This window comes from Draconibacterium orientale (assembly GCF_900111425.1).
Lineage (GTDB): Bacteria > Bacteroidota > Bacteroidia > Bacteroidales > Prolixibacteraceae > Draconibacterium > Draconibacterium orientale.
The window spans coordinates 1-25,423 of the sequence record NZ_FOHT01000042.1; the positions used below are offsets into that span (position 1 = coordinate 1).

20 protein-coding genes are annotated in these 25,423 nt (G+C 41.7%); 11 read left to right on the plus strand and 9 right to left on the minus strand.

Going from position 1 to position 25,423, the window contains the following annotated elements:
* Positions 1–337 precede the first annotated feature (337 nt).
* The 3 genes from BMW53_RS18295 (at position 338) to polA (ending at position 4,274) form a co-directional block, all read left to right on the plus strand.
* Positions 338–916 (plus strand): manganese efflux pump MntP, encoded by a 579-nt coding sequence (locus BMW53_RS18295; RefSeq protein ID WP_038556847.1) that lies wholly within the window; start codon positions 338–340, stop codon positions 914–916.
* Positions 917–1,025: 109 nt separating this feature from the next.
* Positions 1,026–1,475: a 6-pyruvoyl trahydropterin synthase family protein gene (locus BMW53_RS18300; protein WP_038556844.1), complete on the plus strand. Its 450-nt coding sequence runs from the start codon at positions 1,026–1,028 to the stop codon at positions 1,473–1,475.
* Positions 1,476–1,499: 24 nt separating this feature from the next.
* Positions 1,500–4,274, plus strand: coding sequence for a DNA polymerase I (gene polA, locus BMW53_RS18305; RefSeq protein ID WP_038556841.1), 2,775 nt, complete (start codon positions 1,500–1,502; stop codon positions 4,272–4,274).
* 92 nt (positions 4,275–4,366) lie between these two features.
* Here polA and BMW53_RS18310 read toward each other — a convergent pair whose 3' ends face one another.
* Entirely contained in the window at positions 4,367–5,305 is a 939-nt protein-coding gene (locus BMW53_RS18310) for a tRNA dihydrouridine synthase (protein ID WP_038556838.1), read from the minus strand.
* A gap of 125 nt (positions 5,306–5,430) precedes the next feature.
* Between BMW53_RS18310 and BMW53_RS18315 the strand changes: the two genes are divergently transcribed.
* The 3 genes from BMW53_RS18315 to rnpA all read left to right on the plus strand — a co-directional run bounded on the left by BMW53_RS18315 (position 5,431) and on the right by rnpA (position 7,565).
* Positions 5,431–6,297, plus strand: a complete 867-nt coding sequence (locus BMW53_RS18315; protein ID WP_038556835.1) for a DUF4271 domain-containing protein — start codon at positions 5,431–5,433, stop codon at positions 6,295–6,297.
* Between the two features lie 37 nt (positions 6,298–6,334).
* A complete protein-coding gene (locus BMW53_RS18320) occupies positions 6,335–7,081 on the plus strand; it encodes a uroporphyrinogen-III synthase (protein WP_038556832.1) in 747 nt (248 codons plus the stop codon).
* Between the two features lie 61 nt (positions 7,082–7,142).
* Positions 7,143–7,565 carry a ribonuclease P protein component gene (gene rnpA, locus BMW53_RS18325; protein WP_051567671.1) on the plus strand — a complete coding sequence of 141 codons (423 nt, stop codon included), beginning with the start codon at positions 7,143–7,145 and terminating at the stop codon, positions 7,563–7,565.
* Positions 7,566–7,611: 46 nt separating this feature from the next.
* Here the strand turns inward: rnpA and BMW53_RS18330 are convergent, their stop codons facing one another.
* The 4 genes from BMW53_RS18330 to BMW53_RS18345 form a co-directional block, all read right to left on the minus strand.
* On the minus strand, positions 7,612–8,703 hold the full coding sequence (locus BMW53_RS18330; RefSeq protein ID WP_038556830.1) for a chorismate mutase: 1,092 nt from the start codon (positions 8,701–8,703) through the stop codon (positions 7,612–7,614).
* A gap of 2 nt (positions 8,704–8,705) precedes the next feature.
* Complete coding sequence (locus BMW53_RS18335; RefSeq protein ID WP_051567670.1) at positions 8,706–9,602, minus strand: prephenate dehydrogenase; 897 nt, start codon at positions 9,600–9,602, stop codon at positions 8,706–8,708.
* 267 nt (positions 9,603–9,869) lie between these two features.
* Positions 9,870–12,374, minus strand: coding sequence for a T9SS type A sorting domain-containing protein (locus tag BMW53_RS18340; protein ID WP_038556828.1), 2,505 nt, complete (start codon positions 12,372–12,374; stop codon positions 9,870–9,872).
* 270 nt (positions 12,375–12,644) lie between these two features.
* Positions 12,645–15,092: a T9SS type A sorting domain-containing protein gene (locus BMW53_RS18345; protein ID WP_038556825.1), complete on the minus strand. Its 2,448-nt coding sequence runs from the start codon at positions 15,090–15,092 to the stop codon at positions 12,645–12,647.
* Positions 15,093–16,139: 1,047 nt separating this feature from the next.
* On the opposite strand from BMW53_RS18345, the gene BMW53_RS18350 reads away from it, so the two are divergent.
* Positions 16,140–17,588 carry a glycoside hydrolase family 32 protein gene (locus BMW53_RS18350; RefSeq protein WP_051567669.1) on the plus strand — a complete coding sequence of 483 codons (1,449 nt, stop codon included), beginning with the start codon at positions 16,140–16,142 and terminating at the stop codon, positions 17,586–17,588.
* 7 nt (positions 17,589–17,595) lie between these two features.
* A complete protein-coding gene (locus BMW53_RS18355) occupies positions 17,596–18,087 on the plus strand; it encodes a thioredoxin family protein (protein WP_038556823.1) in 492 nt (163 codons plus the stop codon).
* Here the strand turns inward: BMW53_RS18355 and BMW53_RS18360 are convergent, their stop codons facing one another.
* Together BMW53_RS18360 and pepE are read right to left on the minus strand one after the other, a co-directional pair.
* Positions 18,088–19,674 carry an aspartate:alanine exchanger family transporter gene (locus BMW53_RS18360; protein ID WP_038556821.1) on the minus strand — a complete coding sequence of 529 codons (1,587 nt, stop codon included), beginning with the start codon at positions 19,672–19,674 and terminating at the stop codon, positions 18,088–18,090.
* A gap of 146 nt (positions 19,675–19,820) precedes the next feature.
* The gene (gene pepE, locus BMW53_RS18365) at positions 19,821–20,525 is read right to left on the minus strand and encodes a dipeptidase PepE (protein WP_038556819.1); all 705 of its coding nucleotides are present in this window, start codon (positions 20,523–20,525) and stop codon (positions 19,821–19,823) included.
* A 120-nt stretch (positions 20,526–20,645) separates the two neighbouring features.
* Between pepE and BMW53_RS21160 the strand changes: the two genes are divergently transcribed.
* A complete protein-coding gene (locus tag BMW53_RS21160; RefSeq protein ID WP_217642992.1) occupies positions 20,646–20,804 on the plus strand; it encodes an ORF6N domain-containing protein in 159 nt (52 codons plus the stop codon).
* The gene (locus BMW53_RS21565; protein WP_394331171.1) at positions 20,797–20,949 is read left to right on the plus strand and encodes an ORF6N domain-containing protein; all 153 of its coding nucleotides are present in this window, start codon (positions 20,797–20,799) and stop codon (positions 20,947–20,949) included. The genes BMW53_RS21160 and BMW53_RS21565 overlap by 8 nt, the downstream gene beginning before the upstream one ends.
* Positions 20,950–21,165: 216 nt before the next feature.
* Here BMW53_RS21565 and BMW53_RS18375 read toward each other — a convergent pair whose 3' ends face one another.
* Both BMW53_RS18375 and BMW53_RS18380 read right to left on the minus strand, forming a co-directional pair.
* The gene (locus BMW53_RS18375) at positions 21,166–21,936 is read right to left on the minus strand and encodes a creatininase family protein (protein WP_038556814.1); all 771 of its coding nucleotides are present in this window, start codon (positions 21,934–21,936) and stop codon (positions 21,166–21,168) included.
* A gap of 25 nt (positions 21,937–21,961) precedes the next feature.
* Positions 21,962–22,765 (minus strand): porin family protein, encoded by an 804-nt coding sequence (locus BMW53_RS18380; RefSeq protein WP_139178248.1) that lies wholly within the window; start codon positions 22,763–22,765, stop codon positions 21,962–21,964.
* A gap of 237 nt (positions 22,766–23,002) precedes the next feature.
* Here BMW53_RS18380 and BMW53_RS18385 point away from each other — a divergent pair, with 237 nt between their 5' ends.
* On the plus strand, positions 23,003–24,724 hold the full coding sequence (locus BMW53_RS18385) for a DEAD/DEAH box helicase (RefSeq protein ID WP_051567667.1): 1,722 nt from the start codon (positions 23,003–23,005) through the stop codon (positions 24,722–24,724).
* The last annotated feature ends 699 nt before the right edge of the window (positions 24,725–25,423 follow it).

The following is a 25,423-nucleotide window of genomic DNA, read 5'->3' on the forward strand; positions in this document are numbered from 1 at the left end:
TTGAAAAAGCAACAATCTAAAATCTGGATGAAAAACTACTATTCTGAAATTGCAGCATAAAAAAAGAGACCGCCTTTTTGGACAGCCTCTTTTTTGTTTGTATTTTAATTACTGTTTTACCGTCTTCAGTGGTTTTCTGTTATAGTTTACGAGTTGCTTTTAATTTTATAACAAACATTTTCAAAAAAAATAAGAAATGGTTCTTACAATTACCAATCTTTACGGTTTGTTTTTCGGCAGAATCTGCGAAATCTGCGAGAAATAACCCTATTCGAATCATTCCAACACAAAACCCGGTGTAGGCAGAAAAACTAATTTTGTTACTTTTGCGGCACCAATGACAACAGCAAAATTCATAACCTTTTTACTCCTCGGCATTGGCTTAAGTTTCGATTCCTTCGCCGTTTCTGTGTCGTGTGGATTGATGAAACGCGAGATTAAATTTAAACAAGCCACACTGGTTGCTGCTTCGCTGGCATTTTTCCAGGCTACTTTTCCGGTAATTGGATGGCTAATTGGCGAGGCCGTTAAAAACCTGATCTCTTCGGTGGATCATTGGATCGCTTTTGGCTTACTGGCTTTAATCGGCGGAAAAATGATTGTGGAAGGAATAAAAGAAGATGGCACTCTCAAAAATTTCGATCCGTTTAAAATCAGCGTATTAATTGGTCTTTCAATAGCCACCAGTATTGATGCATTGGTTGTTGGATTAAGCTTTGGCTTTCTTGAAATCCCCATTTTATTTCCGGTTTTGGTTATTGGTTCGGTAACTTTTATTGCAGCCATGCTTGGTATGTTATTCGGGAAAAACATTTCGGCTAAAAGAAGCCATCAATCGCTAATGATTGGAGGAATAATTTTAATTGCTATTGGCCTGAAAATATTGGCAGAACACCTGTTTATGCAGGCTATATAAATCTTCTTATTCTTATCCGGGAAACTTTGTAAAAAGTAGTCTAAATTCATTTAAGAATACCAAACGTCGGATAAAAACTGTAATTTCACGTCATTAAATTTATACACAAATGGCGAAGATTAGAGTTACCAAGAAATTTCATTTTGAAATGGGCCACGCGCTGCACAATTACGACGGCCTGTGCCGCAATATTCACGGGCACACTTACAACATGGAAGTTACTTTACTTGGTGAAATACGGGAGGAGAAAGGACACCCGAAAGACGGGATGGTGATTGACTTTGGAAAGCTTAAAAAACTGGTGAAAGACAAGATTGTAAATGTGTACGACCACAGTTTGGTGGTTAGCCAAATTTACGCTGACAAAAACCAGGAGCACCTTTTAAAAGCTACGGAACGATTGATCGTTCACGATTTCCAGCCCACATCGGAAAATATGTGTGTATATTTTGCAGGCGTTCTTCAACAAGAATTGCCCGAGGATGTTTCGTTGTATAGTATTCGTCTGTACGAAACGGCAACATCGTATGCCGAATGGTTTGCAGAAGACAATAAGTAATTTTGTACCCTGAAATTTAATATTATGGCTGAAAACAAACAGCAAAAACTTTTTCTTTTAGACGCTTTCGCTCTGATTTACCGCAGTTATTTTGCATTTATCCGCAATCCAAGATTTAACTCAAAAGGTGTAAATACCTCGGCAATGCTGGGCGTTACCAACACCATTGTGCAGTTAATGGAAAAAGAAGATCCGGAGTACCTGGCGGTGGTTTTCGATGTTTCGGCGCCAACTTTCAGGCACGAAATGTTTAAAGAATACAAAGCCAACCGCGATGAAATGCCCGAAGATCTGCGTAAATCGATTCCATACATTCGTAAAATTATTGAGGCTTTTAACATCCCGATTATTGAAAAGGAAGGTTACGAAGCCGACGACGTTATCGGAACCCTGGCAAAAAAAGCCGAAAAAGAAGGTTTCACCACCTACATGATGACACCCGATAAGGATTATGCACAGCTGGTTTCCGACCAGATTTTTATGTATAAACCGGGAAAAGGAGGTGGCGATGTAGAGGTTTGGGGACTGCCCGAAGTACAGGAAAGTTTTGGTATTGAGACCGCCGACCAGGTGATTGACATCCTTGGATTGATGGGCGACTCGGCCGACAATATTCCAGGCTGCCCAGGCATTGGGCCAAAAACAGCTCAAAAACTGATTGCCGAATACGGAAGCATTGAAGAACTCTACAAAAACACCGATAAACTAAAAGGCAAACAAAAGGAACGGATTGTTGAAAACGAGGAGCAGGTGCGCCTTTCGAAAGTTCTGACAACAATTATTACTGATGCTCCGGTTCCGTTCGACCTTGATAAACTGAAAAAAAACGAACTCAATAAAGAAGAGTTGGTAAAATTGCTTAACGAACTGGAATTTAAAACACTGATTTCGCGCTTAAAACTGAGCAGTGCTCCGGCCGAACCGACCATGCAGGGAACACTCTTTGGCGCTCCGGAAGAAGCTGTAACCGAAGTTCCTGCAACAAAAGAAAACATCGACTCTGTTCCTCACCAATATTATTTGGTCGAAAACGAACTGCAACGCGCCAGTTTACGCGCCGAACTTTCGGTGCAAAAGGAATTCTGTTTTGATACTGAAACCACCGGACTAGATACACAAACTGCCGAGATTGTTTGTATGTCGTTCGCGTTTAGGGAGCACGAAGCTTATTGTGTTACCATCCCTACAAATCGCGAGGAAGCACAAAAGGTAATGGACGAATTCCAGGCTATTTTTGCAGATACCAACATTACCAAAATCGGGCAAAATATTAAGTACGATATTCTTATTCTGAAGAATTATAACCTGGAAGTAAAAGGCCCGCTTTACGATACCATGCTGGCACATTACCTCATTCAGCCCGACATGAAACACAACCTCGACATGTTGTGTTTACAGTACCTGAATTACGAAAAAGTACCTACCGAGAACCTGATCGGCAAAAAAGGAAAAAACCAGCTAACCATGCGATCGGTAACAACGGATAAGTTGCGCGATTATGCCTGCGAAGATGCCGACCTTACCTTACAATTAAAAAATGCGTTGGAGCCGGAGCTGGATAAAGCCGGTGTGCGCGAACTTTTCGAAACACTTGAAATGCCACTGGTACCGGTGCTGGCAAAAATGGAAAGTACCGGTGTAAAGTTAAACTCCGATGAGTTAAATAAATACGCCGGTGTTTTACGCGAGCAAATTATTCAACTGGAAAAAGAGATTATAGAACTGGCCGGAGAAGAGTTTAACGTTTCGTCGCCCAAACAACTGGGTCCTATTCTTTTCGAGAAATTAAAAATTGATACCAACGCCAAAAAGACCAAAACCAAACAATACTCCACTTCAGAAGAGGTATTGATTCGTTTGGTTGATAAGCATCCGATCGTACAGAAAGTATTGGATTTCCGTGGACTAAAAAAACTGCTATCAACTTATGTTGAGGCTCTGCCACAATTGGTAAATCCTAAAACCGGAAAGATTCACACCTCTTACAACCAGGCCATTGCAGCCACCGGACGTTTAAGCTCGGTTAATCCGAACCTGCAGAACATACCGATACGTGATGCTGCAGGCCGCGAAATCCGTAAAGCTTTTATTCCTTCGGATGACGAGCATACTTTTTTCTCTGCCGACTACTCGCAAATTGAATTGCGGATTATGGCCGCCTTAAGTGGCGACGAAGAAATGCAACGCGCTTTTAACGAAGGCAAAGACATTCACTCCATTACCGCAGCGAAAATCTACCAGATTCCGGAAAGCGATGTTGATTCGGACATGCGTCGTAAAGCCAAAACGGCCAACTTCGGAATTATTTACGGTATTTCGGCCTTTGGCTTGTCGCAGCGACTGAATATTCCACGCACCGAAGCCAAGGAGTTGATTGACGGCTATTTCGTGAATTTCCCAAAGATTAAAGCTTTTATGGACCAACAGATTCATCTGGCCCGCGAGCAGGGTTTTGTGAAAACCATAAAAGGACGCCGCCGCTATTTGAACGATATCAATTCGGCCAACGCGGTAGTTCGCGGCATGGCTGAGCGAAATGCGGTAAATGCGCCAATTCAGGGCTCTGCCGCCGATATCATTAAAATCGCCATGATCAACATTCACAACAAAATGGAGGAGCAAAACCTGCAGTCGAAAATGATTTTGCAGGTGCACGATGAATTGAATTTTGATGTGTATAAACCGGAATTGGAAACAATCCGTTCGCTGGTGAAAACCGAAATGGAAAATGCTGTGGATATTGGCGTTCAGTTAACGGTTGAAAGCAATGCCGCCGACAACTGGCTGGATGCACATTAAAATTTGTTTCCGGTAACAATTGTTTGATTTATTTCGACTACGCTCAACATGGCTAAAAGGTTGTCAGACTGAGCGTAGTCGAAATTCTAACCTCAAATCTCGTAAAATGCTGACTTTACGATTTCGCCGTATTTATTCAGCGACTTTACTTTTTTAATGTGTTTCAGCAGCTTTCGCTGATTAGGGAAACACCAGGAAAAGTATATCCAGAACTGTTTCATTTTATTCAGCGCGTTGCCCTCGTTATCCATCACTTCCAGATAACTCTTCAGCATTGTTTGATGAAAGGTGTTTAGCCAATCAAAACGTTCCTGCGGAGAAACCTGAATACCTTTTATTTCATGTGGCAACAGCGGGTTCATTAAAATCCCACGCCCCAGCATCCAGGTATCAATGCCGGGGAATTTATTTTGTTTGGCAATGAAATCCTCCATTGAAAAAATGTCGCCGTTATACACCAACTTATGTTTTAGGTTTTGTGTGGCATAGGCAAAGGCATTCTCGTCAATCTCGCCCGAATACAACTGTCCGGCCACCCGCGCGTGCAGAATCACCTCTTTTAGCGGAAACTGATTCAATACGTTTATAACATCTTTTATCTCATCTGCTGTTTTATACCCGGCTCTTAATTTTACAGAAAGTTCACCTTTCGGCTGCGTATAAAAATGCTCAAGTATCTTATCAATCTCATCCGGGAAGGGCAATAGCCCCGAACCTTTTCCGCGGTTGGTGACCATCGGGTACGGGCATCCCAGGTTCAGGTTCAGTTCCGAATAGTTGTGCTCAGCTAAAACATTTTCCAGTGATTCGAACTCCGCTGCATCTTTTGCTAAAATTTGTGGAACTACCCTGCTTTGCTCATTATTCTCCGGAAGTATTTCGCGAACATACTTATTGGGTATCACATTGTTTTTCAACGAAATATAAGGAACAAAATACGCATCAACCGTATTAAATACTTTTGCGTACGCTGCACGGTACACATAGTCCGTAAAACCCTGTAATGGGGCCATGTAAATCTTTGCTTCCATTTTTTGTTTATGCCTCACAAATTAACTAAAATTAGCTTGTCGTTTCCCCGAAAATGGCAAATAGTTCTTCCATAAAGCAAGCACCTTCAGTTTATTATTTTGGTATCTTTGCGCCAATCAAAACTATGGGAGCAAATTATATATATAACCAGGATACCATTGCGGCACATCACGCAAGTGGGGAAGTGCTCCAATCCCTTGAAAAAACAAGCACATTATCACGTGGCAACAACACTGCAAGGCAGAAGAGACAAGCTGTTGATAGTTCCGACTACATCATTACGCGGCAACAGGCTGAAATGCATAGCACTCAACTTGAACAGAAAGCGCTGGTTTTACCCAACCGCGAGCGCGAGTATCCGGGACACGATTGGTTAACCATCATTATTTTTGTTGCCATTGCCCTATTTGCCAGCATCCGGTATTCGTATGCCAAGTATCTTAAACAACTTTTTTTATCGCTATTCAACAACGCCACTTCAATACGCATGCTTAACGATAAAACCTACCCTGTTTTTCATGCGGCATTTCGTCTTGAGGCTATTTTCTATATCATCTTTCCTATTTTTATATTTCAGTGTTTAAATCTGTTTAAATATCAAAGCAGGCCACTAACACCAATGTATTTATTCTTAATTTTCGGGAGTACTTTACTCTATTTTTTTGGGAAAAAAGTGATCTATTTCACATTGGGATTGATGTTTGAAACGCAAAATGAAACCCGGGAATATTTGTTTAGCTACGATAATTTCAATCGTTCGCTCAGTTTGGTGTTTTTACCTGTGGTTATTTTAATACAATTTGCCCCACTTAAAACCCCTGTGTTTATAGCCATTTCAGGACTTGTAATTCTTTTTAGTTTCAATATAATATTACTTAGAAGAGGTGCAATTATATTATTGAAAAAACAATTTTCTTTATTTTATCTGTTTTTGTACCTTTGTACCCTTGAAATTTTACCCTTGCTTTTAATTTATAAAGTTGTTGTTTGAATAAGAAGGGGGAAAGTCTCATTAAAAGCATAAAAATTTGAAAGTCAAGAGCATTTTAGTTTCACAACCGGAGCCAAGTACAGCAAAATCACCGTATTTTGAATTGGCAGAGAAGAATGGCCTGAAAATCGATTTCCGACCGTTTATTCAAGTTGAGGGAGTTCCTGCCAAGGAATTCCGCCAAACACGAACGCAGATACTTGAGCATACTGCTGTAATTTTTACCAGCCGTACTGCTATCGATCATTTTTTCAGAATTGCACAGGAATTGCGCATTACAGTGCCTGATTCAATGAAATATTTCTGCATTTCTGAAGCAACTGCTTTCTATCTTCAAAAGTACATTGTGTACCGTAAGCGTAAAATATTTTACGCCGATGGCAGATTCACCGATTTGGTGAATGTGATGAAAAAACACAAGGACGAGAAATTCCTTGTACCACTTTCCGATATTCACAAACAGGAGATTCCAACCCTGTTAGATAAAGGTGGCTACAAGTATACGAAAGCAATTTTATACCGCACCGTAAGTGCCGACTTATCGGATTTGGCCGATATAAAATATGATGTGCTTGTATTTTTCAGCCCGTCGGGAATTAAGTCGCTGTTTCAGAACTTCCCCGACTTTGAGCAAAATTCAACGCGCATAGCATGTTTTGGTCCGTCAACCGCAAAAGCAGTAGAAGAAGCCGGATTAAGACTGGATATTCAGGCTCCAACAGCACAGGCTCCTTCGATGACTATGGCTCTTGAACAATACATCAAGAAGAGCAACAAGAATTAAATAGAAAAATATATACTTTTGGAAGGCCGTCCGTCGTTTGACGTATGGCCTTTACTTTTTTATGGAAACAAAAGAAAAAACAGAATCACCGGTAGCTCACACACTAAAAAAGGCAGAGCGTTTGTGCAGCAAAAAAGTTATCGACGAACTTTTTGCAGAGGGCGAATCATTTTTAGCGTTTCCAATAAAAGTTGTTTACAAAGTTACTGAGCTACCTCAACCTGTTCCCGTTCAGGCCGGTTTTACGGTTAGTAAAAAAATATTTAAACGAGCCGTAAAACGCAACCGCATTAAACGGCTTATGCGCGAAGCTTACCGCTTAAACAAACAAATGCTTCCGCTGCTTGCAGATGAGCAACAAATGGCCATTTTTTTCATTTTTATTGGTAAGGAACTACCAACGTTCGCACAGGTTGAAAAAGCCATGAAAAAGGCGCTTTACAAACTGGCAGAATCATCTAAAAAAGCCGAAGAAAAGGCATAAAAAAACTCCGAAAAATTTCCGGAGCTTATTTAATTCTAAAGTCATCTTATTCCTGGTCCATAATTTCGGTTTGCATACGTACCGAATCTTCGTGAATCAGCTGAAAAAGAATTTTCACAAAAGTTTCGTTTACATCCATACTCTTCCCAAGCTTTACGCGGTTTTCCATTAACTGTGTCCAACGGCTGATTTGCAGCGCAGTAACATTGTTGTCGCGTTTATACTCCCCAATTTGTTTAACAATCTGTACCCGCGAAGCCAGTATTTCCAGCAATTCAGCATCAATGGCATCAATTCGGTTACGCAACACATCCAGTTGATTGTCAAATTCAGGATTGCTGGCATTTTCGTAACGAATTACCAATTTATCGAGCATTTTCCCAAGATCGGCCGGAGTAAGTTGCTGGCCGGCATCACTCAGTGCACAAGAAGGGTCGCGGTGCGATTCGATCATCAATCCTTCCATGCCCATGTCAAACGCTTTCTGCGAAATTTCGAAAAGGTATTCGCGTGTTCCGGCAATGTGACTCGGATCGCAAATAACAGGCAAATTCGGCAGCAAACGCTTTAACTCAATAAAGGTTTTCCAGTTGGGGTAGTTACGGTATTTTGTTTCGCGAAATGGCGTAAAACCACGGTGGATTCCCACAATGTTTTTAATGCCTGCCTGGTAGATGCGCTCAACTGCACCCATCCAAAGTTGTACGTCAGGGTTCACCGGATTTTTAATCATCACCACAGTATCTGTTCCTTTCAATACATCGGCAATTTCCTGCACCACAAAAGGACTGGCCGTTGAACGTGCTCCAATCCACAACACATCAAGGCCGGCCTTTAAAGCCTCTTCAGTATGTTGTGCGTTAGCCACCTCAGTTCCTACCGGAAACCCGGTTTCTTCCCTTACCTGCTGCAGCCATTTTAAACCAATCGAACCAACACCCTCAAACGATCCCGGGCGTGTTCTGGGTTTCCAAACGCCACCACGAAAAACAAATACGCGTTTGTCTTTAGCCAGCAAACGGGCGGTTTCCATGGTTTGTTCTTCCGTTTCAAGGCTGCATGGCCCTGAAATCAGCAGTGGATTATCGATATTTGGCATCCACGCTTTTATCGGATTAATGTCTAATTTTAACGTCATGATTATTTCGTATAAAGTTTTGTTACAGTTTCTTCATTCTTTAGAAAATGTGGATTCTGACCTTCAAGAATGCCACGGATTTTATTCGCATTGTTGATCAAGTCAAGCATTTTATCGTCCTCTTCGTTTTTCATACAATCGCGAAATTCGATAAGGTGCTTGATGTAAACGTTCAGCGATTCAACAACGTATTCGCGATTTTGTTGAAAAATTGGGTGCCACATGGTAGCCGAACTTTTTGCCAAACGAACCGTTGAACGAAAACCACCACTTGCCAGGTCGAAAATAATTTTTCGATCCTCTTTAGCCTGAACGGCATTGGCCAGTGCATAAGCAGCAGCGTGGGGCAAATGCGATACAAAAGCGGTGCTGTGGTCTTGTTCATCCGATGTCATGTAGGCGATGTCCATTCCCAGCACCTGAAACATCTTTTCAATTAAAGCCACATGCTGCGGCCCCGAGTTTTCCTGATCGCACAAAATGGCAATCTTTCCCTTAAACAATCCTTCCAATGCGGCTGTTGGGCCCGAGTCTTCAGTTCCCGACATCGGGTGACCCGGAACAAAGTTTTTCCGTCGTTTGTGGTTGGCCACCAAATCAACAATTACTTTTTTTGTCGAACCCATATCGGCTACTGTTGTACCGCTGCCAATCAGATCGAGCACGTGCGGCAGAACCTCAAGCTCTTTGTTTACCGGAATGGCAATAATAACCAGGTCGGTATCTTTCACCCCCGCTTCCAGCGTTTCAATCCGGTCTACCAGTCCAATCTCCAAGGCTTTGGCAGCATTTTCTTCGCTGGCATCAACCCCAATTAACTCGGTGGCAAACCCCGATTTTCGCAAATCGCGGGCAATCGACCCCCCAATTAATCCAAGTCCTATTACTGTTGTTTTCATTCGTCTATACAGTTTTGTTTATTTCACTTTTAACCAAAAAAAAGGCCCCGAATTTTTTCGAGACCTTTCTGTAAAATATCTTTAATTTAGACAATACCCTACTTCCTGACCCCGATTCCAGAACCATAATAAAAATAAAAGTAGAAATAGTTATTGTTAAATTTCGTTGTCATTCCTTCAATTTCTGTCAACAAATATAGAGATATATTTTTGAAATGAAATTTTTATCATGTTTTTACTCCGAATTTCACAATTAATATCCGGAATTTAGTTTTTAATTAACTTTTTGGTAAGCACAGGTTGTCCATTTTGGCTCACTTTTACCAGAAATATTCCATTTCCGTATCGCGAAAGATTAATTTCATGCGAATAACCGCCTATTACTCCCTGCTCGTGAGTTGCATATATTTTTTGCCCAACGGCGTTAAACACATCAATTTGTATTTGCGCCTCTTGCTGAACCGCTGAAATTTTTACCGTTACATTATCGGTAAAAGGATTTGGATAAACGTTAATCTCTCCCGGCGATAATAAGGTAATACCGGCTGATACCGGTCGCTGAATTTCCAAATCGTCAATTGCCCAGCCCCAACCTGTAGCATAGGGATCGGAGTATAACCGGAACCGTATAAGAATAGTATCGCCAGCTACAAAATAATCGTTATCGGTAAGTGTAATCGAACGGTTTACAAACCAGTCGGCCGTACCTTCGGTCTCCGAGTTTTGTCCATCAGTTGGTATTCCACTATTGTAATTCGTTTTCCAAACAAGCTGGTCCGACGAATCGTAACCATCGGAAAGGGGATACCAGTTGGCTCCGTTGTTTTTACTTCCCTCAACAATTACATAGTCGTAAAAATTGCTGTCGCCATATACCGAAGTCAATCCACCCGGCTCAACCAAAACCACCTCAGCAAAGTTCAGTGTTCCGTTATCTTTAATAATTATTGGTTTCTTCAACAAAGTTGTAAACTCCAACTCCCCGTTATCAATTTCGGGTGCGGCGTAAGGATGCAAACTATGTAGTGCTCCATCGTTAAAATCAGGAGCCGTATAGATATCAAAATCAGAAAGAAGGAAATCAGGAGTTTCAGCGTTAAAATCGTTTGAGTAGTAGCTAACCGGATCAAAAATATCTTCAATTGTGAAGGAGAAAAAATCCAATTCATCTGCCGGTAACCTGTTGCTATTCGGCGTGTTTGCTTCGTCGATAGCAAATATGGCATAAGTAATCTCATCTCCATCGTTTAAGTTATTTAGGTCGAAAGGAAAATTTCCAATATACCGATTATCAAAATCCCGTTGTAAGGCAAATGGTTCCTGTGCATCTCCATTGATAGAATATTGCACGTAGGCCGTATCAATACCAAGATTATCGCTAATATCTGCAGAAAGTTGCTGTTGCTCGTTGATCAATAGGAAATAATTAATTTCTTCGTGCACAATAACAGGTTTTTCGGTATCGGTACCCACATGTATGGTATAGAATTCAGTTGGTGCCAGTGCAGGATCGGTTCGCATACGGTTCACGGTATCCTGTACTTCAATGTAATACGAGATTTTTTCGGTACCTGCCGCAGGCTCAAAAGTTACTGAATAGGTTCCGTCGCCTTTTAAATCCATTAATTCAAGTGTGTCGGAATGGCTGTCAAATTCGTCTAATGAATAAATAACTTTCGGCGTTCCGTCTTTTACACCATAATCACTTTCAAACCATCCGCTGAAAACCAGCGGTTTTAGTTCCTCAATATCTTTTACCTGATCGAAACGAATATAGATATTCCTCCAGCCGATATCGTCCATAATACCTTTTGTTATAGGCCCCGGATCATGAATTGCTTCTGCCATACCTACGGCGTGAGTCATCAGCGAATTTACATCAGTGTGGCCATAGGTATCGTCATCCAAATGGTAGATACTTGAACCGGCATTAAAAATGTACGGTGTGTAAAGTTTGGGCTTCAGCCCATCGTTCCGATGTTGAGCAATGGGACTATTGGCGTACAAATCGTTTGATACCAGTGCTCTTTTCAACGCACTGCTAACATTTTCAAAAAACGAGGTATCAACAAGCTGCTTTCCATCGGTTTCGCCCTTCTGCACTAAAATATCAAACGAAGTAGCGTCTCCAAACTCCATGTTTCCATAAGCTCCGTATTCGTTGTTGCTGTCGATAAAAAGAAAGCCTGTGAATCCGAGTCCATGACCAATTTCGTGCATTACAACCGTAACTAAATCGTAAAGCGTATCCGGACAATTCATATCAGTGCCATAATACCAATCAACGTTGCTGTTAAAATTGGCAACTATATCGTAACGGCTCTCGCCGTTCATCTCTCTTTTGGCTATTTTTTCAGCTATTGCAACCGGATAATAACGTCCTTTAAAAGGAGCATCTTTAAAGTCTTTATAATAAGTTTCAGGGCCACAACTTCCCAACACATTCGTTTCCAGGTTGTCCTCCCAGTTGGCTTGCATCCGTATTGGCATATCCGACTCAATAATCGATTCCCAAATACTAACAGCATAGGCAAACGCTTCCTGCGCCTCAGGGGTAAAACCGTTATAATCGACTATAATTTCTGACTTTGCTGCTCCGGCCGATTTCAAAAGAAATTCGGCAGGCGGCGGAATTCGCACTCTTTCAACTTCGCCTGATCCGTAACAAACCGGATGTGGCACTTTTATGCTTTGGTTGTAACTCTTTATTTGTGCACTTGAGAATAGCGCGACAAGAATCAACAAACTTAACAATGTACAATACTTGTTCATTATACTATTTTAATAACATTTTTAGGGCAGTAAATTTTCACATTAAAAAGAACATGGGCAACAAAAAGTTCATATAAATTAGACAAAAGTTAAAAAAAATGCCGGAATTTTCATTCCGGCATTACCTAATTTAAGGTCGTAATACCAATCATCTAATATTCTAACCTTTGCGCTTTTTTCTCTGTTAGTAATTTGTACAACACCACTAAAGACGTTACTAACCCTGCGAATGCAGCAATAAATGCGATCATTAATAAAGTTTCCATAGTTCTAATTTTTTATGATTTTTTGAGTAATAGTATTTAAATTGTTATCTGATATACTTGCCATGTAAACTCCGGGAGCTACATTAGGAAGATCGATTTTTATTTTGCCTGAATACGATGCATCGTAAAGTGTTTCGCGATGCACAGTTTTTCCGTATAAGTCGGTAATGGTTACTTCAACGTCATCTGCCATCTCCGAACGGAATCCATCGATATAAATGCTGCTTTTAAACGGATTGGGGTAAATGCTTACCTCGTTGGCAACCAACTGTTCATTAACGTCGGTTGTAACGTTTTGAATTGACAAGTTGTCGATTGCCCATCCCCAACCTGTAGTTGCCTTATCTGATGCTAAACGGAAGCGAAAAATTACGGTGTCGCCTGCTTCAAAACCGGTGTTGTCGGTTAGGTTTATGGTTTGTTTCAGGAACATGTTTTCTGCTCCGGCTGCCTGCGACACCGCACTTTTTAACGAACCTGTAAATTGCGAACTCCAAAGATCATCAACACTTGAGTCGTAACCATCGGTTATTGGCAACCAGCTTTTTCCATTATTTTTGCTTGCCTCAACAATTACAAAGTCCCAAAACTGATCTTCGGTATAAACTGTTCCTTCAACGCCCGGTTCTACTAAAACTACCTCATCAAAACTCATCAGACCATTTTCTTCAAGAACAATCGGATATTTTAACTGGGCGAGCAGGTTGTATTTCTGGTTATCAGCCTGTGATTCAGGATATGGATTTACCGTGTGTAGGTTTCCGCTTGAAAAACCAGCTGGCAAGGTTACTTCAAAATCAGAAATTTCGAAATCGGTATTTGGCGAATCAAAATTATTAAAGTAACCGGCTAAAGTTTCTTTTGTTTCAAATACTGAAACGTTGTAATAACCACTGGCGGGCTTACGGCGCTGGTTCTCGCGCAATGTATTGTCGATAGCCACAATGCGATACTCCACAACATCGCCGCCAAATAATTGTGCAGGAAATTCGAGTTTCCCGGCGTAATTATCGGCACCCTCCTTTGACAAGATGAATGGCTCCTGATCTTGTCCGTTAATACGGTACTGAACCTCAACTCTGTTTACTCCAACATTATCGCTTGCAACAGCTGCAAAATTCATTACAGGGCTATTGGCGTTTACCAATTTCTCGGGGTTATGCTGCAATACCGGCGGATAATAGTCGTCGCCAATGCGGAAACTCAGTTTTTGCTCCGGTGCACGTTCAGGGTAACTGTACGCTACATTACCGGTAGTTTTTGCCTCGTAGTAATAATAAATTTTACCGTCTGCTTTGTTTAAAGGCAAATCACCTTCAAACTGTTGTGTATTGTTATTGTAAGCAAGACTTACGGTTTCCGATGTTGCAAAATTATCGGTTGAGAAAGTGATTTTTACAGATGATTGATCGATGTCCAATTCTCCTCCAACCTCTAGAAATACCGGAAGTTTTTCAAGTGGCTCTTCAAAATCTTTAATCTCGAAACCATCAAAACTAACCGACTTCCATCCCATCTGAGCCAGAACATCCATTGTTTTATCCCCCGGATAATGAATGGCTTCTCCCCTGTAAATGAAAGGTGTCATCAGCGCGTTGGCGTCGCCCTGGCTAAATTCATTTTCAGGATAATGGTAAATACTTGTTCCGTTGTTCCAGCTTTGCGGGGCATATACTTTTACGGATTCTGAATTTCCCTGATTTTTCAATGCAAGATTATTCGAAAGTAATTGTTCTGCAAGTGTTGCTGATGGACGAGAGAAAATATTCTCATCGGCAATTTGCTGGTTTAGCTGGTTGTAAACATATACATCGTAAATACTGGGAGCATTCGCCGTGTTATCAATAATTCCCTGGTTGTTTTCTACATCGAAAAAGCCAACAAATCCCAAACCATGTATCAACTCGTGCAACACCACGGTTACAAAATCGTACTCGTTTGACGGGCAATCGCCGTTGATACCAAAATACCAGTTAATTGAACTGTTATACGAACACTCGATATCGGCTTCCGTACCGTTCAGTTCTTTTTCGGCCAATTTTTCAGCCAGTGCCACCGGGTAATATACATTACTTAGTCGTGCACCTTTAAAGTTGCGGTACATACTGCCTGGCGCACTACTCGCCAATACATTATTTCCCATCCCTTTCCATGTTGCACGAACCTTAACTGGTATCGGCGACGAAATCAGGTTTTCGTAAACAGATACTGCATATAAAAATGCGGGTTTTGCATTTTCAGGAAAGTTCACAAACTCCACCTGGAAATCGGAATTTAATACCGAACCGGATTTTAAGTTTGTTTCATGGGGTGCGATAAATGATTTTTTACTGTCTTCAGAAGCAATATTGATCGGGGCATTGATCTTGGTGATCCTTTCCTGATCGGATTGCTCGGCCCTGGCACAAAAAGCGCCAACTAATACCAGGGCGGTAATAATTAAATGTCTCATTACAATTTTAAATTAGGGTTTGTAAAAATTGTCATGCCTAAATCTCAATTTGCGCAAAGGTTTTCGGCATGTTTTTAGGAAACTTACGCGGCGGTGCACCTGTTTCAATTGGGTTTGTTTGTTATTGAAACAGTGGGTTTGTAACACCCGCCTTGCTTATTCCCTAAGACTTTTTTCAGTAAACAAAGAACTTAATCTTCTTGGAAAACGACTTCTATATTGTCCTCTAATAGTTCATTACAAAGAACCTGACTTTTAATAGAATACCCTAATTATTGTTGCTGATTGGCTGGCCTCTGTTTGACCAAAAATTACCGCTGAAAAACTGATGATTTTTTTAAATCCTTAGATCGGAAACTGAAATCGGGCTATTTTGCTGAGAGGAAGGGTTTACTTTTCTTAGACCGTTTGTCTAATGTTTGCCTACAAAGTACTCCTACTTTTTTACTCAGCAAATTACGATCGAAATCTTTTCCCGCACCTTATTGTTTTGTCTGAACTTTTGGTTTCCGACATGATTTACCGGGTTTGTTATGTAAATCATTGGGTTTGTTGAAACCTCAATCCTACTCCAATAAGTTTCGCTTAACTGCGATCAGTAAATAAATTTTCTTTTGTTGTTTACAGCGTCCTCAATAGTTAAATGGTTTTGTTTCACTACAACTTAAATTAGGTTCTATCTTCTTTCTTACAAATAATGAAACATTCGTTTGAAGCCGGAGAAATTTTTCACAAAACTCTTGCAAGAGCGATAAAATATTGAGTAAGCAAAAATCTGTTTTACAACTATTCTGTTAATGTAAAGCAGTGGGTTTGTAATTTACTTCCACAAAATATCCACCCTGTAACAAAGGTTTCTTAACGCAAAAAATTCAACTTTTGATTTTTAATTTGATGATTGATGTTGTGTTGAAAAATCAAAAGCGCCAGTCAAAGAACGGTTCTATATTTATGGGTTTGTGATGGTAAATGTAGGAATTAATTTAATTAAACCAAATTTTTTTTCATAAGTTTAGCTCGGTAATAAAATTTAAGACCCGCTTTTTTATGAACTTTTTATCAACAGCCTTACTCTCTATTGCTCTGCTAATTGGTGTTCCGGCACAAAAAAAGGAGCAAAAACTTTACGACGAACTTTACCGGCCACAATTCCATTTTACGCCGGAAAAAAACTGGCATAACGATCCGAACGGGCTGGTTTTTTACGATAATGAATACCACATGTTTTACCAGCACAACCCAAAGGGGAATGAATGGGGATACATGCACTGGGGACACACTGTAAGTACCGATTTATTGCATTGGCAACCACTTCCGATTGCCCTTTACCCCGACGAAGGCTCTACCGATAAAGAAAAATGTACCGCCTATTCGGGCTCGGCAATTGTTGATGAAAACAACCTGCTTGGAAAACAAAACGGCAACACCAAAACACTGGTTGCTTTTTACACCAGCCAGCACTGCGGCCAGCGGATTGCCTACAGCACCAACAAAGGAAGAACCTGGGAAAAGTATGAGGGAAATCCGATAATTCCGCTTGATGAAAATGATGATGCCCGCGATCCGAAAGTATTCTGGCACGAAGAAAGCGGGAAATGGGTAATGGCCCTATACCGCAAGTCGGGTACCGACGAAGGCACCAAAGGAGTTTCGTTCTATACATCAGCCAACCTGGTTAACTGGGAATGGCAAAGCCACATTCCAGGTTTTTACGAGTGCCCCGATCTGGTTAAATTCCAGGTAACCAACCGCCCCGATGAAACCAAATGGGTACTTTTTGATGGCGATGGCAGCTATATTATTGGTGGTTTCGATGGGCAATCGTTTACACCCGAAACGGCAAAAATGAAAAGCGATTGGGGAAAAAATTATTACGCCACACAAACCTGGAGCAACATTCCTGATTCGGACGGGCGTGTTATACAAATTGCCTGGATGCGAGGCGGAAAATTTCCCGACATGCCCTTTAACGGACAGATGTCGTTTCCGTGCGAATTATCGGTTACAAAATTCGATTATGGCTACCAGCTCATACGAAAACCTGTTTCAGAAATCGAAAAATTGCATGGCAAACATTATTCGTGGGAAAACAAAAACGTTTTTCCCGGGCTTAACGACAACAAACTAAAAAAGGTATCGGGCGATTGCCTCCACATTATTGGCGAATTCGACCTGAAAACCACCGACAATTTTGGTTTTATGCTTCGTAATGATAACAAATCGACCGGAACGGAGATCCTTTACAATGTAAAACGGGAAACGCTATCCGTACTTGGTTGCACGGTGCCTCTTCCGCCTGTTGATAATAAAATTAAACTTGAAATATTGCTCGATCGCGCCTCGATTGAGATTTTTGCCAACGACGGAAAAAAAGTGATCAGTAACTGTTTCACCCCAACCGAAAAAGCTACCGACGTTGTACTTTTCACCAATGGCGGCGAGCTGGGAATTGACAAAATTGATGTTTACGAAATGAATTCGATTTGGGAAAAATAACAGCATAATGAAATACACTCAAATAATAATAATTTGCCTGGTAATGATTTTGCCAGTGCTACTAAGTGCGCAAGAACAAAAGATTTATGACACTACTGCTGATGCCCAAAAAGACATCGCCAAGGCTGTTGAAGCAGCACAAAAAGCAAACAAACATGTATTCCTGCAAATTGGCGGAAACTGGTGCCCGTGGTGTATCAAATTTCACAATTTTGTGCACGACGATGAAGAGCTCAGCTCATTTATGAAAAACAACTTTGAGGTGGTAAAAGTAAACTACGACCAGAACAACCGCCAGGAAGAACTTTTGGCAGAACTTGAATTTCCGCAGCGATTCGGATTTCCCGTTTTTGTTATTCTTGACGAAACAGGAAAACGTATCCACACGCAAAACTCGGCCTTTTTAGAAAAGGATAAAAGTTACGACAAGGACAAGATTCTACGTTTTCTGAAAAACTGGTCGCCGGCAGCTTTAGATCCGGCTTCGTACAAAAAATAACTAGAAAAACATTGTAATCAGCTGAACACAAATAATCAGCAACACCATTGCCACCGGGTAAACCGTGGCATAAGCTATCGAGTGCGCGTTGGTGTCGGTCATCGAATCGGCGGCTGCCAACCCCGGCGTACTTGTCATACTTCCGCTGATAGCCCCCAGCAATGTCAGAATGTTCATTTTAAAGAAATACTTTCCAAGAATTCCTGCTACAATCATCGGAAAAATGGTAACGGCGCCTCCGTACAGAAACAGCTCAATTCCGTACTGATTAAATGTTTCCACAATTTTTTGCCCGGCACCTGTTCCAACCGCTGCCAAAAAAAGCAATAAACCAAACTGACGAACCAGCTGGTTCGCCGCCCCTGTCATGGTCCATAAAATCGGGCCGGTTTTGCCCATACGACTAAGTACCAGCGCAACAATTAACACACCTCCGGTTAGCCCCAAACTAAAAGAAAAAGTTCCCATGGCAATACTGATCTTACCTACCAATACTCCAAGAATAATTCCGAGTGCTACCGGCAAAATATCGGTATCCGATAAACGTTTCTGGTCGTTACCAAATATCTTTGAAACCATATCCATGTTGGCACGGCTACCTGCAATCATCAGCTTATCGCCAAACTGCAACTTCGAACCCGGACTTGGAACAATATTAATACCTGCACGGCGAATACGCGTAATGGTTGCACCATAAGTATTCAGCAAATTAATCTGGCCAACGGTTTTATTTACCACTTCTTTATTGGTAACCAAAACCGTACGCACATCGTATTTTGCGTCGATGGAAATTTCCTGCTCCGTTTGCGGCCCAATCAGCAACTCCACATTTTTTAGTGCTTCTTCGGTTCCAACAGCTTTTATCAAATCACCTTTCAACAATAAGGTCTTAGGAGTTGGAGTAACAGCAACGCCATCGTGTACCACGCGCGAAACTACAGCTTTGGTCATAAACCGAATACGTAACTCCCCGATGGTTTTGCCAACAACATTCTCGTTTTCAACCACAAAATTGCGTTTTACTACCTCCGGAAATTCATCTTTTAAAACCGCCAGATGTTCTTCTTCAGCTTTGGCAATGGAAGTGCCCAATATTTTTGGCAGAAAACGAATGAACAGAATTACACCAATAACACCAAACGGATAGCCCACACCATAACCAATGGAAGCCAGTGGCGAACCGGTATAATCAATTGCAGCAGCCAAACCCGGCGTACTGGTTAACGAACCGGTTAATAAGCCAACCGCGATATTCGGGTCGATTTTAAAAACGGAGATTATAAGTACAGTTATTGCCGAGGCCAGCACAATAAGCAACGATGCAAATCCGGCCAATTGGCGCCCTTCTTTTTTAAACGACTCGAAAAATCCGGGTCCTGCCTGAATTCCGATAGTAAAAATAAAAAGCACCAGGCCGAGGTACTGAAAATCTTTGGGAATTACTACACCATAGTGCCCAAAAACCAGGGCTACAAAGATTACAGCCGACACATCGAGCGATAGCCCGAAAACCTTGATACGACCAACGATAAAGCCCAATGCTATAATTACAAAAAGGGCAAAATAACTATTTCCGAGTAATTCCATTTGTGCGAAGTTTGGCACAAAGGTAAGGAATAGTTTTTGGGACTAACAAGCATTGATCCCGAGATACAGACTGATTTAATGTTAACTACAGGAACAAAAAAGGCGGATAAAATTTATCCGGCTGGTTTATTTTCGACTCAAATTTATTACAATAAAAAGCTGAAATCGTCGCCGGCCTTTAACTCGTAAGGTTCCTGTCCTTTTTTAAAGATGCGGCAACTTCGCTCTCCAATGAGTTCAATTTTACCGTCTTCTACTTTAAACATGGTTCCTTCGCGCAATCCGGCCACGTAGCATTTCGGATTAATTTCGAGGAATTCAGAAATTCGCTGCTCACGGGTTTCGCCGCCGTGCCCTTCAGGATTGGCATCGAGATAGTGCGGATTAATCTGAAACGGTACCATATTAATACAATCAAACCCAAGCGGATCGATAATTGGCATATCGTTGGTAGTGCGCAATGTTGGGCAGGCAACGTTCGATCCGGCACTCCAGCCAATATACGGTGCACCATTGTATACCCGCTCGCGAATTGGGTTCATTAACTTCCGGTCGTGTAGCATGCGCACCAGCTGCCAGGTATTACCGCCACCAACAACAATGGCTTCGGCCTCTTGAATTGCTTTCACCGGATTTTCGAACGTATGAATACCTTTTATGTGGTGCCCCACTTCGGCAAAACGTTCTTCCACCTTTTCGCAGTAAGTATCAAGCGAGAAAGTAACAGCTGCATACGGAATAAAAACCGCAGTTACCGGCTTTTCGCCCAGGAATTTTTTTATCTCGTTTTTCGGGTAATCCAGGTAAGGTTCACCCGGCATTGTTGAGTTGCTTAGCAGTAATAACTTCATAACTTTTTGACCAATTTTTTATGGCCGAAAGAACTGAAATCTTATGGATTTTTCCAATGATAATTATTGGCTATTGTAAATTTTGTATATTTAAAGAACAAATAATCAACCTATACTTTAATGGATCTCCAAATTATTCAAAATCGCATCATCGAAATCAGAGAGCAGCGGGTTATGCTGGATTTTCACCTGGCAGAACTTTACGAAGTTGAAACAAAAGTTTTAAAACAAGCCGTAAGACGAAATATTGAAAGGTTTTCCGGAAGACTTTATGTTTGAGCTAACTAATAATGAATTGGATAAACTAAGGTCACAAACTGTGACCTCAGACTGGAAACCAACAACTTATACACCTTTTATCTTTACAAAACAAGGAGTTGCAATGTTATCAAGCGTACTGAAAAGCAAAAAGCTATCCAGGTAAATGTTGAAATCATCCGGGCATTTGTACAACTACGAAAACTCGCTATTCAAAATTCTGATATTACTAACCGGATAAATGAAATGGAGAAAAAATATGATAACCAATTCAAGGAGGTATTCACAGCTCTTCGCTACCTTATAAATCCTCCTGAAAAAGAAAGACGAAAGATTGGATATAAAAGATAAGAAAATGTTAGCATGTTAAGCCTCTATCTTTTTATTCATACAAATCCTCCAAATCGCAAGCTGCCAATTCCACAAAGTAATCAGCTATTTGCGAGGTAATATCTTCAACAAACTTTTTACCTTTTTCGGCAGTGGCTTTTTTCGGATTTCCAACACCGGTGTCGGCCGAAACTTTGTCCCACTGACGGGGCGCCCATGCGGTTTTGTTTTTCAGCCCATCAAGCTTAAATGCTTTTGCCTCTCCAGGTCCGGCTTCATCAAGTGGCCTTACCAAACCGGGAAAAAAGTGCATAATTATGCTTGTTTCCATTTCGTTGGCATGGTCGCCGGCTTCCTCAAAATAATCCTCGTGGTCAAGCATTCTAAACCACTCCACCAGCGAAATAAACACATCGGGGAACTGAGGTTGAAGTTCGCGAACCAGCGGTTTAAAATCATTTCCTCCGTGGCCATTCATCAACACCAGCTTTTTTATGCCCTGGCCGCTTAAAGCCGTCAAGATATCTTTCAGAATTATAAGTTGGGTTGACGGTTTGGTGTGCAAACAAAACGGCATATCAATCTGCCCCATGTTTTGTGCACCCAACGGAATTACCGGAAGCACCATTACTTTTGCACCCTTTTCCCATGCTTTACCCGCCGCCTGCTTAGCAATTTCTGCCGTCTCCAGCGAATCAGTTCCGTAGGGTAAATGGTAGTTATGCGGTTCGGTGGCTCCCCAGGGTAAAATAGCCACGTCGTACTTTTGATTTTTTACTTGTTTCCAATTGGTTTGCTCCAATACGTAAGGTTTAGCATTCATTCTCTCGGGTTTAGTTTGTTGTTGTTTATAGTTGAAATAAGGTGATACCAAAAGTAAATGGCGTAAGTTCCGGCCCTTTATCGGTTTTAAACAGCGGCACCAAATCGTAGCTGGCAAACACATTAAACCAGCGGTACCCCGTGCGTACCATTACCGAGTACCTGAAACGGTGCATCGAAAAATCATCCACTACTTTTAATTTCTGTTTCTTCTCTTCCTTATACTTTATTTTGGTATGGCTGCTTACCCGTAAACTACCCACCACTCCGGCTGAAAAAAACAGGCGGTTATCGTAATGATTGATGGGAATCTGAAATTCGAGTAGCAAAGGCAGCGTTATCATCTCAACGGCCAGCTTCGATTTCTGGTTATCGTTAAAATACAGGAATTCCGGCGAAATTACTCCATCGTATCCTTTAACAATGGTGGTATTATCATCCAGACGATAGCTCTGCAGTTGTAGCCCCAATCCGGTAACCAGGCCAATGGTATTCCTGTTTTTCTGCAAACCGATGCTTTGTTGCAAGAAGTTGAAATACACCGAATTCGACCGAAAAACATCATTGTCCATAAACTCCGACTCGTAACCGGAATAATCTTCGTTAAGCAGCATATTAAAACCAAAATCGATGCCTACCCAGTGTCCAGAGAAATCGTCTTGCCACAGTTTCAGCCCGTTATGGGTAACTTCTGAAAGATCGATCTTACGTAAAAAACGCTGTGGATTTTCTACCGGCACAATGGTATCATTTTCCTGTGCATTGATTTCAAAACCTGAAAAACAAAGAAACAGGAACAAGAGGAGCTGAATCGGAACTATTCTTTTCATGGGCTTTCTGTGCTTCATATCTAACATGTGCTTTACATATGAATACCAACAAAAGTAAGCGTTTGGCGAGAATTATAAGAGAATTCGGTGTTAAAAATGGGATTTGCCAATTACTGGCAAATCAATTCAATAGAATAAAAACCTAACACCCAACGTTAAATTTACGAAACAACACAACATAAACCACTGAAATACAAATAAAAAGAATACCTTTGCGGCCACTTAAAAAAATAGTATATGAGTTTATTTGAAACAATGGGGTTAAAAGCCGAAATCCTTGGTGCGATCCAGGAGCTTGGTTTTGAGAATCCCACGCCGGTTCAGGAACAAACGATTCCGTTTTTACTGAACAGCGACCAGGACATGGTTGCCTTGGCACAAACAGGAACGGGAAAAACAGCGGCATTTGGCTTACCTATTGTTCAGCAGTTCGACACGTCGGTAAAAGTACCGCAGGCCTTAATATTAAGTCCAACGCGCGAACTGGCTTTGCAAATTGCAAAAGACCTCGAGAATTTCTCGAAAAACATTAACGGAGCAAAAATTGCCACTTTATATGGCGGTTCCGACATCAGAAAACAGATAAAAGACCTTGAGAATGGCGCCCAGATTGTGGTGGGAACTCCGGGACGTACGCTCGATCTGATAAAAAGGAGCAAGTTAAAAGTACAGGATATAAAGTGGGTGGTGCTCGACGAAGCCGACGAAATGCTTTCGATGGGTTTCAAGGACGACCTTGATGCCATTTTGAAAGATACACCGGTTGAAAAGCAAACTTTACTGTTTTCGGCTACCATGCCGAAAGAGATTGTACGAATTGCCAATACTTACATGGCCGATCCACACGAAATTTCGGTGGGCAAAAAGAACACCGCTGCCGAAAACGTAGAGCACAACTATTACCTGGTGCACGCCAAAGACCGTTATATCGCACTGAAACGTGTGGCCGATATCAATCCGAATATTTACGGAATTATTTTCTGCCGTACACGTGCTGAAACTAAAGATGTGGCCGACAAACTAATGCAGGACGGATACAATGCCGATGCACTGCACGGCGACCTGTCGCAGGCACAGCGCGATCACGTAATGTCGCGTTTCCGCAGCAAACACCTGCAAATGCTGGTGGCTACCGATGTGGCTGCACGTGGTTTGGACGTGAACGAACTGACCCACGTTATTAACTACAACCTGCCCGACGACCCTGAGGTATATATTCACCGAAGCGGAAGAACAGGACGTGCCGGTAAAAAAGGTATTTCCATTACCCTGATTCACTTGCGCGAAAAAGGGAAGCTGCGCGATGTGGAGAAGAAAATGGGCAAAAAGTTCATTAAGGTTCCGGTACCACTGGGAAAAGAAATTTGCGAGAAGCAACTTTTTAACCTCATCGACCGCGTAGAAAAAGTGGAAGTAAACGACGAGAACATTGCGGAGTTTATGCCGGTTATTTACAAAAAGCTGGCCTGGTTGGAACGCGAAGAGCTGATCAAACACTTTGTTTCGGTAGAGTTTAACCGCTTTTTACAATACTACGAAAACGCAAAGGATATTAACGTTGACGAGGCACGCGAAAAAGAATCGATGCGTAACGAGCGTGGCGACCGCCGCAGAGGTGGACGCGACGGACGTGAGCGTGGTGACCGTGGAAACCGCGAGCGCGGCGGAGACCGTGAACGCGGAGATCGTGGCAGAGCACGAAGAGGAAACGGTGGCAATATGTCGCGATTCTTCTTTAGCCTGGGTAAAAAGAGCGGCGTTAACAAACGTGCAATTATCGATTTGATTAACCAGAACACCCCGGGAAAAAGTATCGATATTGGCAGCATTGAAGTGCTGAAAGGTTTCTCGTTCTTCGAGATCGACTCGAACTACGAGAAAGAAATTACAAAAGCTTTCAAAAATGCCCGCTTCAGAGGCCAGAAAGTGAATATTGAAGTAGCCAATAAAAAGAAGTAGCTTTAGTTGCAAGACACAAGTTTCAGGCTACAAGCTTAAGAAATAGGAAATCCGGTCTTTTTTTGGGACCGGATTTTTTTGTGCCTGTCAATCCCCCTTTTATTCCCCTTCGCCAAGGGGGACACGTCCTGCTTTATGTAAACTACGGTGTACACACAACTTAAATATTCCCTTTTTCAAATGATTCTGCAACGATTTTTCGTTCGGAACAAGCTGACCAATTCTAATCAAATTTAGACGCCGAACGATTTTTTATCAATCTTTTACCCGGCGCTTTGTGTCTTCGTAAACTCAGCCACTCGCACCGGGCTATTGCCTGTCGCCCGCTTCGGGGCTTTAAGCACCAAGGGTGCGTAATCAATAGCCCGGGGGAAGCACCCGCAGGGAGCACAGCCCCGGGAATAGAAGAGAAAAATCACAAAGGCGCAACTACTACCGGTTTTTGAAATACAACCCTACCTTGCGCCGCATATTAAAAGTCGATTATAAATCAAGCCCTTAGAATATTTATGTGTACACCATAGTTTATGCAAAGGAGGTGTCCCGATATTATCGGGACGGAGGATTAGACAATCATTTCAAACTCGAATGTACAATCGAACATCACTACAGATTTTGCAACTATCTTTTGCACCTTCCTTCAGGGCGGTGATTACTTAATGAACGTAAAAATGGCTTTAGCATTTAATCATTCATTTT

Bases quoted from the DNA above. Each gene is read 5' to 3' on its own strand.
- BMW53_RS18295 (WP_038556847.1), top strand. From the start codon at position 338: ATGACAACAGCAAAATTCATAACCTTTTTACTCCTCGGCATTGGCTTA.
- BMW53_RS18300 (WP_038556844.1), top strand. From the start codon at position 1,026: ATGGCGAAGATTAGAGTTACCAAGAAATTTCATTTTGAAATGGGCCAC.
- polA (WP_038556841.1), top strand. From the start codon at position 1,500: ATGGCTGAAAACAAACAGCAAAAACTTTTTCTTTTAGACGCTTTCGCT.
- BMW53_RS18310 (WP_038556838.1), bottom strand. From the start codon at position 5,305: ATGGAAGCAAAGATTTACATGGCCCCATTACAGGGTTTTACGGACTAT.
- BMW53_RS18315 (WP_038556835.1), top strand. From the start codon at position 5,431: ATGGGAGCAAATTATATATATAACCAGGATACCATTGCGGCACATCAC.
- rnpA (WP_051567671.1), top strand. From the start codon at position 7,143: ATGGAAACAAAAGAAAAAACAGAATCACCGGTAGCTCACACACTAAAA.
- BMW53_RS18330 (WP_038556830.1), bottom strand. From the start codon at position 8,703: ATGACGTTAAAATTAGACATTAATCCGATAAAAGCGTGGATGCCAAAT.
- BMW53_RS18335 (WP_051567670.1), bottom strand. From the start codon at position 9,602: ATGAAAACAACAGTAATAGGACTTGGATTAATTGGGGGGTCGATTGCC.
- BMW53_RS18340 (WP_038556828.1), bottom strand. From the start codon at position 12,374: ATGAACAAGTATTGTACATTGTTAAGTTTGTTGATTCTTGTCGCGCTA.
- BMW53_RS18345 (WP_038556825.1), bottom strand. From the start codon at position 15,092: ATGAGACATTTAATTATTACCGCCCTGGTATTAGTTGGCGCTTTTTGT.
- BMW53_RS18350 (WP_051567669.1), top strand. From the start codon at position 16,140: ATGAACTTTTTATCAACAGCCTTACTCTCTATTGCTCTGCTAATTGGT.
- BMW53_RS18355 (WP_038556823.1), top strand. From the start codon at position 17,596: ATGAAATACACTCAAATAATAATAATTTGCCTGGTAATGATTTTGCCA.
- BMW53_RS18360 (WP_038556821.1), bottom strand. From the start codon at position 19,674: ATGGAATTACTCGGAAATAGTTATTTTGCCCTTTTTGTAATTATAGCA.
- pepE (WP_038556819.1), bottom strand. From the start codon at position 20,525: ATGAAGTTATTACTGCTAAGCAACTCAACAATGCCGGGTGAACCTTAC.
- BMW53_RS21160 (WP_217642992.1), top strand. From the start codon at position 20,646: ATGGATCTCCAAATTATTCAAAATCGCATCATCGAAATCAGAGAGCAG.
- BMW53_RS21565 (WP_394331171.1), top strand. From the start codon at position 20,797: ATGTTTGAGCTAACTAATAATGAATTGGATAAACTAAGGTCACAAACT.
- BMW53_RS18375 (WP_038556814.1), bottom strand. From the start codon at position 21,936: ATGAATGCTAAACCTTACGTATTGGAGCAAACCAATTGGAAACAAGTA.
- BMW53_RS18380 (WP_139178248.1), bottom strand. From the start codon at position 22,765: ATGAAAAGAATAGTTCCGATTCAGCTCCTCTTGTTCCTGTTTCTTTGT.
- BMW53_RS18385 (WP_051567667.1), top strand. From the start codon at position 23,003: ATGAGTTTATTTGAAACAATGGGGTTAAAAGCCGAAATCCTTGGTGCG.